This is a genomic window from Ruegeria sp. AL1 (genome assembly GCF_056540905.1).
Genome location: NZ_JBQFXP010000003.1, coordinates 248127 through 262220 on the forward strand (window position 1 = coordinate 248127; position 14094 = coordinate 262220).

The 14094-nt window shown below is 60.7% G+C and carries 13 protein-coding genes; 3 read left to right on the forward strand and 10 right to left on the reverse strand.

Annotated features, from left to right (window positions below):
* Positions 1–52: 52 nt before the first annotated feature.
* Positions 53–1099, reverse strand: a complete 1047-nt coding sequence (locus ACRZ9X_RS06655) for a Hint domain-containing protein (protein WP_480517055.1) — start codon at positions 1097–1099, stop codon at positions 53–55.
* A gap of 262 nt (positions 1100–1361) precedes the next feature.
* Between ACRZ9X_RS06655 and ACRZ9X_RS06660 the strand changes: the two genes are divergently transcribed.
* Positions 1362–2540 carry a BaiN/RdsA family NAD(P)/FAD-dependent oxidoreductase gene (locus ACRZ9X_RS06660; RefSeq protein WP_480517057.1) on the forward strand — a complete coding sequence of 393 codons (1179 nt, stop codon included), beginning with the start codon at positions 1362–1364 and terminating at the stop codon, positions 2538–2540.
* Positions 2541–2563: 23 nt separating this feature from the next.
* On the opposite strand, the gene ACRZ9X_RS06665 is transcribed toward ACRZ9X_RS06660, so the two are convergent.
* The 9 genes from ACRZ9X_RS06665 to mraZ form a co-directional block, all read right to left on the reverse strand.
* Complete coding sequence (locus ACRZ9X_RS06665) at positions 2564–2938, reverse strand: glycine zipper family protein (protein WP_480517059.1); 375 nt, start codon at positions 2936–2938, stop codon at positions 2564–2566.
* A 104-nt stretch (positions 2939–3042) separates the two neighbouring features.
* Entirely contained in the window at positions 3043–4443 is a 1401-nt protein-coding gene (murD, locus tag ACRZ9X_RS06670; RefSeq protein ID WP_480517061.1) for a UDP-N-acetylmuramoyl-L-alanine--D-glutamate ligase, read from the reverse strand.
* 148 nt (positions 4444–4591) lie between these two features.
* Positions 4592–5674, reverse strand: a complete 1083-nt coding sequence (gene mraY, locus ACRZ9X_RS06675; RefSeq protein ID WP_480517063.1) for a phospho-N-acetylmuramoyl-pentapeptide-transferase — start codon at positions 5672–5674, stop codon at positions 4592–4594.
* Between the two features lie 31 nt (positions 5675–5705).
* On the reverse strand, positions 5706–7088 hold the full coding sequence (locus tag ACRZ9X_RS06680; protein WP_480517065.1) for a UDP-N-acetylmuramoyl-tripeptide--D-alanyl-D-alanine ligase: 1383 nt from the start codon (positions 7086–7088) through the stop codon (positions 5706–5708).
* Positions 7085–8566, reverse strand: a complete 1482-nt coding sequence (locus ACRZ9X_RS06685; RefSeq protein ID WP_480517067.1) for a UDP-N-acetylmuramoyl-L-alanyl-D-glutamate--2,6-diaminopimelate ligase — start codon at positions 8564–8566, stop codon at positions 7085–7087. The genes ACRZ9X_RS06680 and ACRZ9X_RS06685 overlap by 4 nt, the downstream gene beginning before the upstream one ends.
* A 22-nt stretch (positions 8567–8588) precedes the next feature.
* Positions 8589–10376 (reverse strand): peptidoglycan D,D-transpeptidase FtsI family protein, encoded by a 1788-nt coding sequence (locus tag ACRZ9X_RS06690; protein ID WP_480517069.1) that lies wholly within the window; start codon positions 10374–10376, stop codon positions 8589–8591.
* A complete protein-coding gene (ftsL, locus tag ACRZ9X_RS06695) occupies positions 10373–10741 on the reverse strand; it encodes a cell division protein FtsL (protein WP_480517071.1) in 369 nt (122 codons plus the stop codon). Before ftsL ends, ACRZ9X_RS06690 begins: the two co-directional genes overlap by 4 nt.
* Positions 10738–11727 (reverse strand): 16S rRNA (cytosine(1402)-N(4))-methyltransferase RsmH, encoded by a 990-nt coding sequence (rsmH, locus tag ACRZ9X_RS06700; protein WP_480517073.1) that lies wholly within the window; start codon positions 11725–11727, stop codon positions 10738–10740. The genes ftsL and rsmH overlap by 4 nt, the downstream gene beginning before the upstream one ends.
* 4 nt (positions 11728–11731) lie before the next feature.
* Positions 11732–12235, reverse strand: a complete 504-nt coding sequence (gene mraZ / locus ACRZ9X_RS06705; protein ID WP_480517075.1) for a division/cell wall cluster transcriptional repressor MraZ — start codon at positions 12233–12235, stop codon at positions 11732–11734.
* An 808-nt stretch (positions 12236–13043) separates the two neighbouring features.
* Here mraZ and ACRZ9X_RS06710 point away from each other — a divergent pair.
* Together ACRZ9X_RS06710 and ACRZ9X_RS06715 are read left to right on the forward strand one after the other, a co-directional pair.
* Complete coding sequence (locus tag ACRZ9X_RS06710; RefSeq protein ID WP_480517077.1) at positions 13044–13175, forward strand: hypothetical protein; 132 nt, start codon at positions 13044–13046, stop codon at positions 13173–13175.
* 616 nt (positions 13176–13791) lie between these two features.
* Positions 13792–14016 (forward strand): DUF1127 domain-containing protein, encoded by a 225-nt coding sequence (locus tag ACRZ9X_RS06715; RefSeq protein ID WP_480517079.1) that lies wholly within the window; start codon positions 13792–13794, stop codon positions 14014–14016.
* Positions 14017–14094 lie beyond the last annotated feature (78 nt).

Here is a 14094-nt window from a genome sequence, read left to right on the forward strand (position 1 = left end):
GTTGTTCGCGCGGTGTGCTGCCAAACGCCATCAGCAGCACATGCCGTAAGAGCTAGGAGACCAGAGGCTTACCATTCTTAACATGGCGTTGGACCATGCTGCGCATCTGCCGCCCTTTTGGCGGAATGGGACGTGCGGTCATCGGTGTATGCGCTTCCGTCGCGATTTCAGGGAAAATCTCGGTGATTTCCTCCAAAGCCTCTTGGCCGACGCCCTTCAACGCCTCGGGTCCTGTGAACAGGCTTTCGGTGGGAGCGCCTTCGGCGAAAATGACCTCATGACGATCAAAAAGAAGATGAATATAAATCACCGGTGCCGCCCCATCTTCAATCGAAACCCCCGGCAGATCCAAAAGCCGCTTTGCAGGGATCAACACCTCGTGCTTGGCGAACATTCGCGCCGCAATGGGTGATCTGGCCAACATGCGATGCTGCGGTGAGACAAGCAGATCAGTCTCGGGCAGCCCCTGCCCCAACGCGCCCTTGCGGATACGGATCGGCCTGAGTTTGGGTTTCATCGTCAGGTCAATACTGTCCAGCTCCCGCGATCCGATCCAGCGTATCGCCTGTGGGCCATTGTCCATCGTCTCGACCAGATCGCCAACACACAGGCTTTCGATCGGGCGAGCACCGTCAGGAGTAAGAATGGTTGTACCCGCCACAAAACACGGAACGACAGTATCGACATCGATGCTGGGGCCGTTATCCGTAATCGCTGTGATTGTCAGTGTGGTGTTCAGCGGCGGGATATTGCCGCCGATAAAGCCCAGAAAAAACCCGTCCTCGGCATCCACACCGATCGAGTTGCCATCTCCATTGATATCAAAATCGAACAGGGCGATTTCATAGGTATTGGTGCCATCCGTGACCGAAACCGTGAAATCCCAAAAGATGATCTCTCCGTTGAAGGTTTGCGCCGGGTCGTTCGAGATTTCGTTAGAAATGCTGTCGCCGCTATAGATTGTGCCGTCTGCGCCATCTTCAATCGTGATCTGGCTATAGGCTGAAATCTGAAACGAAGACCCCACGACAGTTGTCGATGCGCCAGCATCTGACAGGGTGGAGTCGGAACGAAATGCGCCAAAAACGGACGAGGACATGGAAACGAGACTCCGCGCGACTGGGAAAAATCATTGAACTTCGATTGTGCCGCTCATTGGTAAATTCCCTCCTAAAGTGGGTCAAGTATCGCGCCAAAGATCGCCCGTGCCACTGTGACGACCCTGCACCCACGGTGCCGTGAGGGGCGCTCGGCATGTTGAGTTTGCCTCGAAATTTCCGAGTCAGAAACCGAAACTCACTAATCAAGGGCCTATCCCGCCGACTCTTGCAAACGCGACGAAATCCGGTCATGCGCAGCTTATGACTTTCGACACGATCATCCTTGGCGCCGGTGCGGCAGGCCTGATGTGCGCGGCGCATTGTGGCGGGCGGGTGCTTGTGATCGACCACGCAAAGGCAGCGGGAGAAAAGATCCGAATCTCGGGCGGTGGACGCTGCAATTTCACCAATATGTACGCAGGGCCGGGTAATTTCCTGTCGCAAAACCCGCATTTCTGCAAATCCGCACTGGCACGGTATACGCAGTGGGATTTCATCGATCTGGTTGGTCGTCACGGCATTACCTGGCACGAAAAGACGCTGGGGCAGCTTTTCTGCGACGGATCATCGAAACAGATCATTCAGATGTTGCTGGACGAGATGGCGCAGGCAGGGGCCGAGCTGTGGGTGCAGACCTCGCTGCGTGATCTGCGCAAGACTGAGATTGGTTTTGCGCTGGAATTCGAGCGTGAGGGGCAGCGCCACAACTTGACCTGTGCCAATCTGGTATTGGCGACGGGTGGCAAGTCGATCCCCAAGATGGGCGCGACCGGGCTGGCCTATGACATCGCAAAGCAATTCGGGTTGCGGGTGACCCAGACCCGGGCGGCGCTGGTGCCGTTCACCTTTTCCGAGGGCCGGTTCAGGGACCTCTCGGGCGTGTCCCTGCCCGCGCGTCTTGCGAATGACCGCACCAGCTTTGACGAGGCGTTGCTGTTCACCCATCGCGGCCTGAGCGGGCCAGCGGTGTTGCAACTCTCCTCCTACTGGCGCGAGGGTGAGGTGATCCGGGTCAACCTGATCCCTGACCTGCCCCTGTTCGACCTGCTGCGCGATCAGCGTCAGGCCGGAGGGCGCAAGGCCCTGACCACGGAACTGGCGCGGCATCTGCCCGCGCGGCTGGTGGAACATCTGAGCAAAGAAATCCCGATGGCGGGCAATCTGGCGGATCAGTCCGATGCGGCGCTGTCCGATCTGGTCGCGGCGCTGTCGGGTTGGGAACTGACGCCCTCGGGTACCGAAGGGTATCGCACGGCCGAGGTCACTCTGGGCGGGATCGACACCGATGATCTGTCGTCAAAAACGATGGAGGCCAGGGATGTCCCCGGCCTCTATGTCATTGGTGAAGCGGTAGATGTCACCGGTTGGCTGGGTGGCTATAATTTCCAGTGGGCGTGGTCCTCGGGCCACGCCGCCGGGTGCGCCATCGCAGGCCGTTAGCCTACACAATCGATCGCGCGGCCTTAGCCGACGACGTTGTAGCCGCGATTGCGCATACAGTTGCGCACGATGACTTCCTTGTTCTGGTTCTTGTTGATCACATCCGCGCCCGCGCCGACCAGCGCACCGGCAACGGCTGCACGGCCCAGATTGTCGCTGCTGTCCTGAATGATCGCCGTGGTCGCAGCGGCACCTGCGGCACCTATTGCGGCATTACCTGCGGTCGATCCATCGACGCTGGCCTGGGAAGCAGCCAATTGCTGGCACTGCGCCAAATCCACATTGTAGTTCGGGCCCACAGCACCATCAATAACGGGCTGATAATTGGCTCCTGTATTGGTGCAGGCCCCCATTATAACGAGGGCTGGCACGATCAGAGTCAGGTTTAGATATTTCATGGGAATATCCTTTTGTTGAGTTGCAGGCAGGCAAATCCAGCAGGTTCCGAACGTCAAGTCGATCACCCGCCAGCTTCGCTGAACCGGCGGATCATTGCAAATCCCTAACCAGCCAACCGTTGTTTGACCTGAACGGCAAAGTCCTCTCCGCGCTGTTCGAAATTGTCGTATTGGTCGAAACTGGCCGCCGCAGGAGCCAGCAATACAGTCTCACCGGGCTGTGCCTCTGACATTGCCTGTTCGACGGCGGCGGCCATGGTCGTACAGACCTGAGTTTCGGGTGCCAGTTGCAACGCAAAATTCGCAGCCTCGCGCCCGATGACATAGGCTTTGACCACATGATCGCTGACTTGGCTCAACGCTGCCAGCCCGCCCTCTTTCTCAAGCCCACCGCAGATCCAGCGGATTTGTTTGAACGCGCTCAGCGCTTTCAGGGCGCTGTCGACATTGGTGGCCTTGGAGTCGTTCACATAGGTCACCCCGCCCGCCTCGGCGATGATCTGACTGCGATGCGGCAGGCCGGGGAAGGAGTGCAGCGCATCCTCGATCACCCGGGGCGCGAGGCCCAGCGACCGGCAGGCAGCATAAGCTGCGCAGGCGTTCTGGTGGTTATGCGTGCCGGGCAGGCCCTTGATGCCACGCAGATCGATAGAGCCCGCCTGACGGCCCTTACGGTATTCAGCCAGGTATCCTTTGCGCGCAAAGACCTGCCAGCCCGGCGCGGTCAGCTTGCGCGCCACCGAGACGCGGATCACCCGGTCATCCGTCGGGCCTTCGGCCAGTTGCCCGGCCAGAAACGCGCCCTCGGCCTCGTCAATACCAATCACGGCGCGATCGGGTCCGCCCTCGGCGAACAGGCGGCGCTTGGCGGCGAAATAGCCGCCCATGCCGCCATGGCGATCCAGATGATCGGGCGAGAGATTGGTGAATACCGCCACATCCGGGGTCAGCGCGCGGGCCAGTTCGGTCTGATAGCTGCTGAGTTCAAGCACCACGACCGAGCCATCACCGCCCGGGCCGATATCCAGAACGCCGCGCCCGATATTGCCCGCCAGTTGCGAGTCGCGCCCCGCCTCAGTCAGAATATGGTGGATCAGCGCGGCGGTGGTCGATTTGCCGTTCGAGCCGGTCACCGCAATGACGCGCGGCGGGGTGTCGTAATTGTTCCACTCCGGTCCGGCGAAGGACCGAAAGAAAAGACCGATATCATTGTCGACCGGCACACCCGCGTCCAAAGCGGCGGCCACAACCGGGTTGGGCGAGGGATAAAGATGCGGGATACCGGGCGAGACGATCAGCGTCGCAACCCCCTCAAACGCCCCGTGACGGCGCAGATCGGCGCAGGCGAAGCCTTCACCCTCGGCAGCCTCACGCGCGGCGGGGTTGTCATCCCAGCAGATCGGCTCGGCCCCGCCTGCGCGCAGCGCCCGCGCGGTGGTCAGGCCCGACCGACCCAGCCCCAGAACTGCAACCTTCTGTCCTGAAAACCCTTTGACCGGGATCATGCCGCCCACCTTCATCGCCTAGAAATCTGCGCCACCCTGCACCGAAGGATTTGCCAAAGGCAAGGGCGGGTTCAGGCTCGCGCGACAGCGCGAGCCGGGCCCAACGGGTGGCAGGGGGGCCGCAGGCCCTCCGAACCCGGCGGGAGCGTTACCGGACCTTCAGCGTCGCCAGCCCGATCATCGCGAGGATCAGCGAGATGATCCAGAAGCGGATGACGATGGTCGGTTCCGCCCAGCCCTTTTTCTCATAGTGATGATGGATCGGAGCCATCAGGAACACCCGCCGCCCCGTGCGCTTGAAATAGAGCACCTGAATGATCACGCTCAGCGCTTCGACGACGAACAGACCGCCGACCACGGCCAGAACCAGCTCGTGCTTGGTGGCCACGGCGATGGCGCCCAGCGCGCCGCCCAGGGCCAGCGATCCGGTGTCGCCCATGAACACCGCTGCCGGTGGAGCATTGTACCAAAGGAACCCGAGCCCTCCGCCGAACAATGCAGCTGTAAAGATCAGGATCTCACCCGTGCCGGGCACGTAATGGACGTCGAGATATTCCGTAAAGTCGACCCGCCCCACCGCATAGGCGATCACGCCAAGGGTCGAGGCCGCGATCATCGCGGGCATGATCGCCAACCCGTCCAGACCATCGGTCAGGTTCACCGCATTCGCCGCGCCGACAATGACCACAATTGCAAACGGGATGTAGAACACCCCCAAGTTTACCAGCGTGTCCTTGAAGATCGGCAGCGCCAGTTGGTTTTGCAGATCCGCCGGGTGGTGCAACGTTGCCCAAAGCGCCGCTAACACTGCGATCAACACACCCAACGCCAACCGCATTCTGCCCGACACACCCGATGTGTTTTGCTTCGAGACTTTGGCATAATCGTCAGCAAAGCCGATGGCCGCGTAGGCCAGCGTCACGAACAGCACCATCCAGACATAAGGATTGTCCCATCGCGCCCAGATCAGAGTCGAGGTCACCAGCGCGCCCACGATCAGCAGCCCGCCCATGGTGGGGGTTCCGGCCTTCGAGAAATGCCCCTCGGGACCATCATCACGGATCGGCTGGCCTTTGCCCTGCTTGCGACGCAACACGTTGATCAAAGGCTTGCCGAAGATGAACCCAAAGATCAGCGCGGTCAGAAAGGCGCCCCCTGCGCGGAAGGTGATATAGCGGAAGAGGTTCCAGAAATCGCCTCCGTCCGACAGGGCGGTTAACCAATAAAGCATACCAATACCTTTCTTACGCACCGGGCATGGATCACGCGCGCACTTGCCCCATTTTCCGCAGAGCGTCAACAATCTGCGCCAATGCCATGCTGAGCGAGCCCTTGGCCAACACCGCATCACCATCACGGATCAGTTCGGGCAGGTGCGCGGCCATCTCGGCGCTGGTCTCAGCCCAAAGCCCCCGTTTGCCTTCGGGCATCGCCTGATGCAGCGCCTGCATCAGAGGGCCAATACAATGAACCTGATCGATCTGCGCCATTGCCGCGACATCCGCCATCGCGGCATGCATCGCCTGTTCCTGCGTACCCAGTTCCTTCATATCGCCCAGAAACGCGATCTTGCGTTTGCCTTGGGATGCGGCCAGCACGTCCAGAGCAGCCTCCATCGAGGTCGGGTTGGCGTTATAGCTGTCGTCCAGCAATTCGATCTGTCCCTCGAGCAGCGCGATCACCTCGCGCACGCCGCGCCCCTTGACCGGAGACCAACGGCGCAGGCCCGCGATGGCCTGATCCAGATCGACCCCCATCTCGACGCAAGCCGCCAGAGCGCCCAGAGCGTTCATGGCGAAATGTGTTCCCGCCGATTGCACCTCGAATTGGATGGGCTTGCCGCTGACTGCTCCTTGCGCCTGCAGGTTGTCCGGCCCCTGCTCCACCTCGGTCAGGGCATAATCCTGTGCTGCGCGGCCAAATTCGACGATCTTCGCGCCTTTGGCTTGCGCACAGTCGCGCAGGATGTCGGCGTGGTCGATATCGGCATTGACGATGGCGGCTCCGTCTTTCTTCAGTCCGTCGAAAATCGCGGCCTTTTCGTGGGCGATGCCTGCCACGTCCTCGAACGCTTCCAGATGCACCGCCGCGACGGTCGTCACCAGCGCCACATGCGGCTGCGCCTGACGAGCCAGCGGGGCGATTTCGCCCGGATGGTTCATGCCGATCTCGATCACGGCGAATTCGGTGTCGCGGGGCATCCGGGCCAGTGTCAGCGGGACACCCCAATGGTTGTTATAGCTGGCGACGCTGGCATGGGTTTTGCCTTGGGTTTCCAGAATACTGGCCAGCATTTCCTTGGTCGAGGTCTTGCCGACGCTGCCGGTGACGCCCACCACGCGCGCATTCGTCCGGGCGCGGGCGGTTTGGCCCAGCGCCTCGAGCCCTTGCAACACGTCATCTACGATCAGCAGCGGTGCATCGTCGGACACACCTTCGGGGATGCGGGACACTAGCGCAGCCCCCGCGCCTTTCTCAAGCGCCTGTGCGACGAAATCATGACCATCGCGGGCCGCCTTGAGCGCAACGAACAGGTCGCCGGGTTGCAGGGTGCGGGTGTCGATGGAGACGCCGTTGACCTGCCAGTCACCGGTGGCACGGCCTTTGGTGGCCTCGGCGGTCTCGGCTGCGGTCCAGAGCGTCATGCGACCCTCCCGTCCAATGCGGCGACCGAGATGCTGGCCTGCTCGACATCGTCGAAGGGCAGCACCTGATCACCGACGATCTGACCGGTTTCATGGCCTTTGCCTGCGATCAGAAGCGCGTCGCCGGGTTGCAGGGCGTCGATGCCGCGCAGGATAGCCTCGGCCCGGTCGCCGACCTCGGTGGCCTCGGGCGCGCCCAGCATGACGGCGGCGCGGATGGTGGCCGGGTCTTCGCTGCGCGGGTTGTCATCGGTGACAAAGACCAGATCGGCGTTTTCTGCCGCCGCCTGTCCCATCAGCGGGCGTTTGGTGGCGTCCCGGTCACCGCCCGCGCCGACGATGGCGATCAGGCGGCCCATGACATGCGGGCGCATCGCTTTCAGCGCCGTGGCGACAGCGTCGGGCGTATGGGCGTAGTCGACAAACACCGCAGCGCCGTTTTCGCGTGTCGCAGCCAACTGCATCCGGCCCCGGACGGTGGACAGATGCGGTAGAGTTTCGAACACGCGGTCGGGGTCTTCTCCAGCAGCGATGACCAGACCGCAGGCCAGCAGGACGTTTTCGGCTTGAAACCCGCCGATCAGGTTCAGGCGGGTTTGATGGACCTTGCCCTTCCACGAAAAGCGCAGATCCTGCCCGGTCGCATCAAAGCGTTGATTCAGCAGGCAAAGATCGGCACCCTCGGGGCCGACGGTGATGATGTTCTGTCCGCGGGCCTCGGCGATCTTGCGCACTTGCGCGCCCTTGGGATCACTGAGGTTGATCACCGCGACGCCGTCCTCGGGCAGCACCCGGTCGAACAGGCCCGCTTTGGCGGCGAAATAGGCCTCGAACGTGTCGTGATAGTCCAGATGGTCCTGCGTGAAGTTCGAGAACCCTGCGGCGGCCAGATGCACCCCGTCCAGACGGCGCTGTTCGAGGCCGTGGGACGAGGCCTCCATCGCCGCATGGGTCACGCCATTCGCGGCGGCCTCGGCCAGACAGCGATGCAGCGTGATCGGTTCGGGCGTGGTGTGGGCCAGCGGGGCGGTCCATGCGCCTTCGACCCCGGTTGTGCCGAGGTTGACTGCGGCAAGGTCCAGTTCCGTCCAGATCTGGCGGACGAAGCTGGCGACGGAAGTTTTGCCGTTGGTGCCGGTCACCGCGACGATGGTCTGAGGCTGCGCGCCGAACCACAGGGCGGCGGCCCCGGCCAGTGCCTGACGCGGGTCTTCGGTGACAATCAGGGCGGCGTCCGAGGCGACCAGTTCTTGGGCGGCGATCTCGGCCCCTTTGGCGTCGGTCAGGATCGCGGCAGCGCCCATGCGCAAGGCGTATTGGATGAACTCTCCGCCGTGGACGCGGGTGCCAGGGAGGGCCGCGAAGAGGAAGCCGTCCTTTACCTCGCGGCTATCGACCGCCAGCCCGGTAATGTCAGGATTCGCCCCGCCCCGTGCGGTCAGGGCCAGTTCGCTGAGTTTCTTTGACGGATTGCCCATGACCCACCTTTCGCCGGACAGCCTAATTTGAGGTCAGCGTTATAGCAGCGCGCGCCTCAGGCTCAAGCCGGGGTCTGAGGCCCAACAAAGGCGCAATGCGCGCGATCAGTTCGGCGGCGACGGGCACGGCGGTCCAACCGGCGGTACGGCGCTTTTCGCCATAGGCGACGATGGAGGGTTCATCCAATGTAACGATTAGCACGTATTTCGGGTCGTAGGCCGGGAAGATAGTGGCGAAGGTGGCGATCACCTTGTCATCATAATAGCCTCCGCGGGGCTTGGGCTTGTCAGCGGTGCCGGTTTTGCCTGCCACATCATAGCCTGCCACGTCACCAAAGCTGGCGGTGCCATCGGTGACGACCTTGCGCAGCATGTTCTGCGCCTGCTTGGCGGTGTTTTCGGACATCACGCGGGGGCCGTATTGCGGACCGTTGCGGCGCAGGATGGTCGGGCTGACATAATACCCGCCATTGGCAATCGCGGCATACCCGGCGGCCAAATGCATCGGGCTGGTCGACAGGCCATGGCCATAGGAAATGGTCACTGTGCTCAGCTCACCCCATTTCTTGGGCTTGAGCGGCTGGCCGCCCTTCGCCTCGACAATCTCGAACGGGGTCGGGTCGAACATGCCCAGCGCGTTCAGGAAATCCTGCTGCCGCTGCGCGCCGATCTGCAGCGCCAGCCGCCCGGTACCCCGGTTCGAGCTGTGGACGATCACATCAGCCACGCTGATCTCGCCATAGTTCTTGCCGTTGAATTCACCGATTGGGAAACGGCCGATCTTCATCGGGCCTGAAGTGTCGATGATCGTGTTGGAATTCACCAATCCCAGTTGCACAGCCTGCGCTGCGGTAAAGATTTTGAATACCGAGCCCAGTTCATACACGCCCTGCACATAGCGGTTGAACAGCGGGCTGTCCGAGGGATCGAAGCCCGAGGTCGGCGGGCGTGGGCGGTCGTTGGGATCAAAAGACGGCAGCGAGGCCGCCGAGACAACCTCGCCGGTATGCGCGTTCATCAGAACCGCCGAGGCGCCCTTGGCGTTCATGATCTTCATGCCGCCATAAAGCACCTGTTCAACGGCGGCCTGAACGGTCAGGTCCAGCGACAGTTGCAGCGGCTTGTTGCCGTTGGCCGGGTCGCGCAGATAGTCGTCGAACTGTTTCTCGACACCGGCCACACCGATCACCTCGGCGGCACTGACACCTTCGCGGCCAAAGCCCGAGCCGCCCAGAATATGCGCGGCCAGCTTGCCGTTCGGGTACAGTCGCATTTCGCGCGGGCCAAACAGGATGCCCGGATCGCCGATATCATGCACCGCCTGCTTCTGCTCGGGCGAGATTCGTTTCTTGATCCACAGGAACTTGCGCTTGCCGGTGAAATCCTTGACCAGACGCTCTTTTTCCAGATCGGGGAAGATCGCAACCAGTTGATCGGCAGCCGCAATCGGGTCGATCATCAGGGGCGGCTGAGCATAGACCGAATAGGTGTCCAGATTGGTCGCCAGAATGCGCCCCTCGCGGTCGACAATATTGCCGCGCTGCATCGCGATGGAAGCACCCGGTGCGCTGGCCAGCGGCTCCTGCGCCTCGGAGGTCGCAAGCGCGCCCATGCGGAAACCCACGACCGAGAAGGCGCAGAAGAAGAAGAGGCCCAGCACCAGCAGGCGGCCTTCGGCCCGGGCGCGGGCGCGGTCTTTCATGTCTTCGTGGCGTTTGCGGATGTTCTCGCGCTCAATCGCCTTGGGGTTTTCGCCCTTGGCGCGGGCGTCAAGGATGCGGGCCAGCGGGCGGAGCGGTGTGCGGGTCATGGGAATTGCACCTCGCCCAGCGCCTGAATATCGGTGATTTCCTGCAGTTCAAGCGGATCGAGGATGGGTAGGTCGGGGTCTTCGCCATAGGCAATCTGATCGGCGCGGCCAAACTGCTGTGCGCGCAGAGGCAAGAGGCCCAGACGTTCGAAATTGAGATCCGCCAGTTCCCGCAGGCGGTCGGGCCGGTTCAGATAGGCCCATTCTGCATTCAGCACCGCCAGGCGCGCTTGCGCAATTCCAATCTCGCGCTGCAGCGACTGGGTTTCCTTCAGCACCTGCTGCGTTCGGTAGTTCTCTTGATACGCCCAAAGCGCTAGCCCGAATACGGAAAGGGCCGTCAACACATACAATATACTCTTCATCTTCCTCGTCCCCCCAGTTGCGGCATGCCGATGGCGCGGGCCTCAATTTCCCCCGCCGGAGCCTCAGTTCGTATCGCCACGCGCAGCTTGGCCGAGCGCGCGCGTGGGTTTTCCTGCAATTCCTGATCGTCGGGACCCACCGCCTTGCGGGTCTTGAGCGTGAATTGCGGCAGTTCCTGTGCCATCTCGGGCGCATAGCGGTTGGCGCGACCCGTCTTGCCTGCGCGCGATTGGAAGAACCGCTTGACCATCCGATCCTCGATGGAGTGGAATGTCACAATGGCCAGTTGTCCGCCCGGTTTCAAAGCGCGCTCAGCCGCCATAAGGCCCTGAAACAGTTCTTCGTATTCCGCATTCACCGCGATGCGCAGCCCCTGAAAGCTGCGCGTTGCAGGATGCGATTGGCCCGGCTTCGGGCGCGGCAGGCAGGATTCGATGATCTCAGCCAGACGCAGAGTCGTGGTGATCGGCTCCTCGGCCCGCGCCTTGACGATGGCCTTGGCAATACGACGGCTGGCACGTTCTTCTCCGAAATGGAACAGGATATCGGCCAGTTGTGCCTCGGTCGCGGTATTCACCAGATCGGCGGCGCTTTCGCCCTGCTGGCTCATGCGCATGTCCAGAGGGCCGTCTTTCATGAAGGAAAAGCCGCGCTCGGCCTGATCCAGCTGCATGGACGAGACGCCGAGGTCCAGCACCACGCCATCAAGGTCCTGCGCATACTCATCCATGCGCGAAAACACACCCTGCTGCATCACCAGCCGGTCACCATAATCCCCGGCCCAATCGGCGGCCATTTCAAAGGCCTGCGGGTCGCGATCCACGCCAATGACCCTCTCGGCTCCGGCCTCCAGCAGGCCCCGCGTATAGCCGCCCGCGCCGAAGGTTCCATCCAGCCAGACACCCGACACAGGCGCCACGGCAGCCAGCAACGGACGCAACAGAACAGGTATGTGAGGGTTCGATGAGATCTGAGCGCCGGCCATGCCGTCACCCATCCCCGATGCCGTCGAGATACTGCATCGGATCGAAATCCTCGGGCAGATCGTCCAGCCATTCCTCGGTCGCGGCCAGTTCGTCGGCCTCGTAAGTCTCGGGTTTCCAGATCTGGAAGGTGTCCCCGGCGGCGATAAAGAATGCCTCGCCCTCAAGGCCGATCTTGTTGCGCAGCTTGGCGGGCAGGACCAGACGGCCAGTTTCATCGACATTGGTCGGAAAGGACTGACCATGGAACAGACGCTGCAGCATCCGGCGCTGCATCGAGCCCCGCGGCAAAGCGTCGATCTTGTCGTCGACCTCGTCAATCGCCTGCATGGTATAGCATTCAAGATATTTGCGGCGGTGGTCGCCATAGACAATCACCAGTTCAGGATTGTCACCGGGCTGCCAGTTGGGATCCGAGGCCTCAAGCACACGGCGAAACGAGGCCGGGATCGAGACCCTGCCCTTCGTATCTACCTTATGCTGGCTTTCGCCTCTAAACCTGCGCGCCAAGACGACTGTCCCTTTCGCTTGCGCCCCACCTGAAATTCACGTTCCCCCCGGAAGTAAAAACGGCGGGTTGATCTGCTGCCACTGATCAACCCGCCGCATTGACCCGCTGAGCGGGATGTCCAGCTGCGCGCGCCACCTGGGGGGATGTCTGCTCGCCCGCGCGCCGGATCTGTTGAGTGATGAAAGCGAGATGCCTGTATGAAACCTGTTTTTGTATTTTTGGTCCGGGGTCGTTTGGCGCCCCTTAACTGTCCTCGCCCTCATCGGGTAAACAAGGGATCGCATGGGAAATTATGGAAATCAAGGGAAATCTTGGGACTATACTCGCTGAGCAGGTGTTGAAGGTGTCGGTAAAACACCAAATCAACACCCTTGGGCACCATATATTGATAAGAATATCAAAGCATCGCATAAATGTGCATCAAATTCAGGGCAATTCGCGCATCCCACGATTTCCCAATAATTTTTGGATTTTCTTAGTGACGGCCGTATTCTGATTGGAAAATGGGCCTTATTGACGATTCGTTTCGGACTCAGCCCCATGAGAATCCCGGTCGCGCCCATAATTTCCCGTCACTCCTAAATTAGCGGAGTTCGCCCAAATCGCGACGCACTGAACAAAGGGAAAGTAACAGGTTCACCCCACTCTCATATAGTCTCAGACCACTGCGGCCAGAATTGGCTACACAATGCGGACAAGCATATCACTTATGTGAGAATGAAAGCTCTGGTTGCCGAGTTCTGTCGCATACCAAGCCGCAGTCCCAGAAAATAGACGAGGAAACAACTGCAAAACGAAGAACGGCCCATGCCCATGGCAAAAGTGGACAAAGTGGTCGATCACCTGAAAGGCGGGGACGCCAAAAACGGGATGCTGCCCGCGCATGAGTCGACCCATGTCATTCAGCAGACGGGCGGAGGAAAGATGCCCAAGCCGTAAAAGGATAAAGTGCTGGTTTCAAAGCAACCAAAGGGCGTTGTCCATCCTGAGACGCGCAGATGTCAAATACTGCGTGAGGATTTCGGCGTATTGCAAACGCGCACCCCACCAACTGCCTTATGGGATTTGACACACTAACCAAGTCAGTTGGATGAAAGGGTGACGCCCGGGACCGCTCATCATTGAAGAAAGAAAGCCGACAGCAAGCCCGCATTTCAGGCAGAACGCTTCAGGCTGGAAATCCTGACCTTTCCACATCAAATTGCCGATCCCAACTACGAAAAACTCAAACCCTGTTTAAAGCGCGCTCACGACGCAGTCGTACCCTTCCCTTTCTCAGGATTGCCTTTCCAAACGCTCAAATTTCGTGAAGTCGTGCTCAAACAACAGGCATCAATCCCGGGTCGTTTGATGCGCGCAATCTTGACCCTAGGGAAAAGACATCTCCAAAACCCATATTTTCAAGGGCTTTACCTCAACATCCTGATATCCATGCATTTGCTGCATAGCAGCATTGACATCGCCAGCTATTGTGCAATCGCAGCATTTGCCTATTTTCAGTCTCAAGCAAGCGCCGGACGATGCCGGCAGCAGCAAGAATGAACGGATGATGAAAATGGCAGTCGCAAGCACACACACAACCCTGAAAGGCGCGCCGGCATTCGGTATCGCAGCGCTGGTTGACAACGTAAAAGCCCGCGTTGCGCGCTATCGCCTGTACCGCCAAACGGTCAACGAACTGTCGGCCCTGTCCGACCGCGAACTGGCCGATCTGGGCCTGCACCGGTCGATGATCCGCCGGCTGGCCGTGCAGGCCACCGAAGAGCAGATCGCGCATTAAGCGCGACACGATACACCGAGATCAGGTCCGTCCTCCTCCCTTTCGGACCTGTGTTTCAGCGGCAACGTCTCTCATCCT

Coding starts and splice junctions, on each gene's coding strand:
- ACRZ9X_RS06655 (WP_480517055.1), bottom strand. CDS start 1,099: ATGTCCTCGTCCGTTTTTGGCGCATTTCGTTCCGACTCCACCCTGTCA.
- ACRZ9X_RS06660 (WP_480517057.1), top strand. CDS start 1,362: ATGACTTTCGACACGATCATCCTTGGCGCCGGTGCGGCAGGCCTGATG.
- ACRZ9X_RS06665 (WP_480517059.1), bottom strand. CDS start 2,938: ATGAAATATCTAAACCTGACTCTGATCGTGCCAGCCCTCGTTATAATG.
- murD (WP_480517061.1), bottom strand. CDS start 4,443: ATGATCCCGGTCAAAGGGTTTTCAGGACAGAAGGTTGCAGTTCTGGGG.
- mraY (WP_480517063.1), bottom strand. CDS start 5,674: ATGCTTTATTGGTTAACCGCCCTGTCGGACGGAGGCGATTTCTGGAAC.
- ACRZ9X_RS06680 (WP_480517065.1), bottom strand. CDS start 7,088: ATGACGCTCTGGACCGCAGCCGAGACCGCCGAGGCCACCAAAGGCCGT.
- ACRZ9X_RS06685 (WP_480517067.1), bottom strand. CDS start 8,566: ATGGGCAATCCGTCAAAGAAACTCAGCGAACTGGCCCTGACCGCACGG.
- ACRZ9X_RS06690 (WP_480517069.1), bottom strand. CDS start 10,376: ATGACCCGCACACCGCTCCGCCCGCTGGCCCGCATCCTTGACGCCCGC.
- ftsL (WP_480517071.1), bottom strand. CDS start 10,741: ATGAAGAGTATATTGTATGTGTTGACGGCCCTTTCCGTATTCGGGCTA.
- rsmH (WP_480517073.1), bottom strand. CDS start 11,727: ATGGCCGGCGCTCAGATCTCATCGAACCCTCACATACCTGTTCTGTTG.
- ACRZ9X_RS06710 (WP_480517077.1), top strand. CDS start 13,044: ATGCCCATGGCAAAAGTGGACAAAGTGGTCGATCACCTGAAAGGCGGG.
- ACRZ9X_RS06715 (WP_480517079.1), top strand. CDS start 13,792: ATGGCAGTCGCAAGCACACACACAACCCTGAAAGGCGCGCCGGCATTC.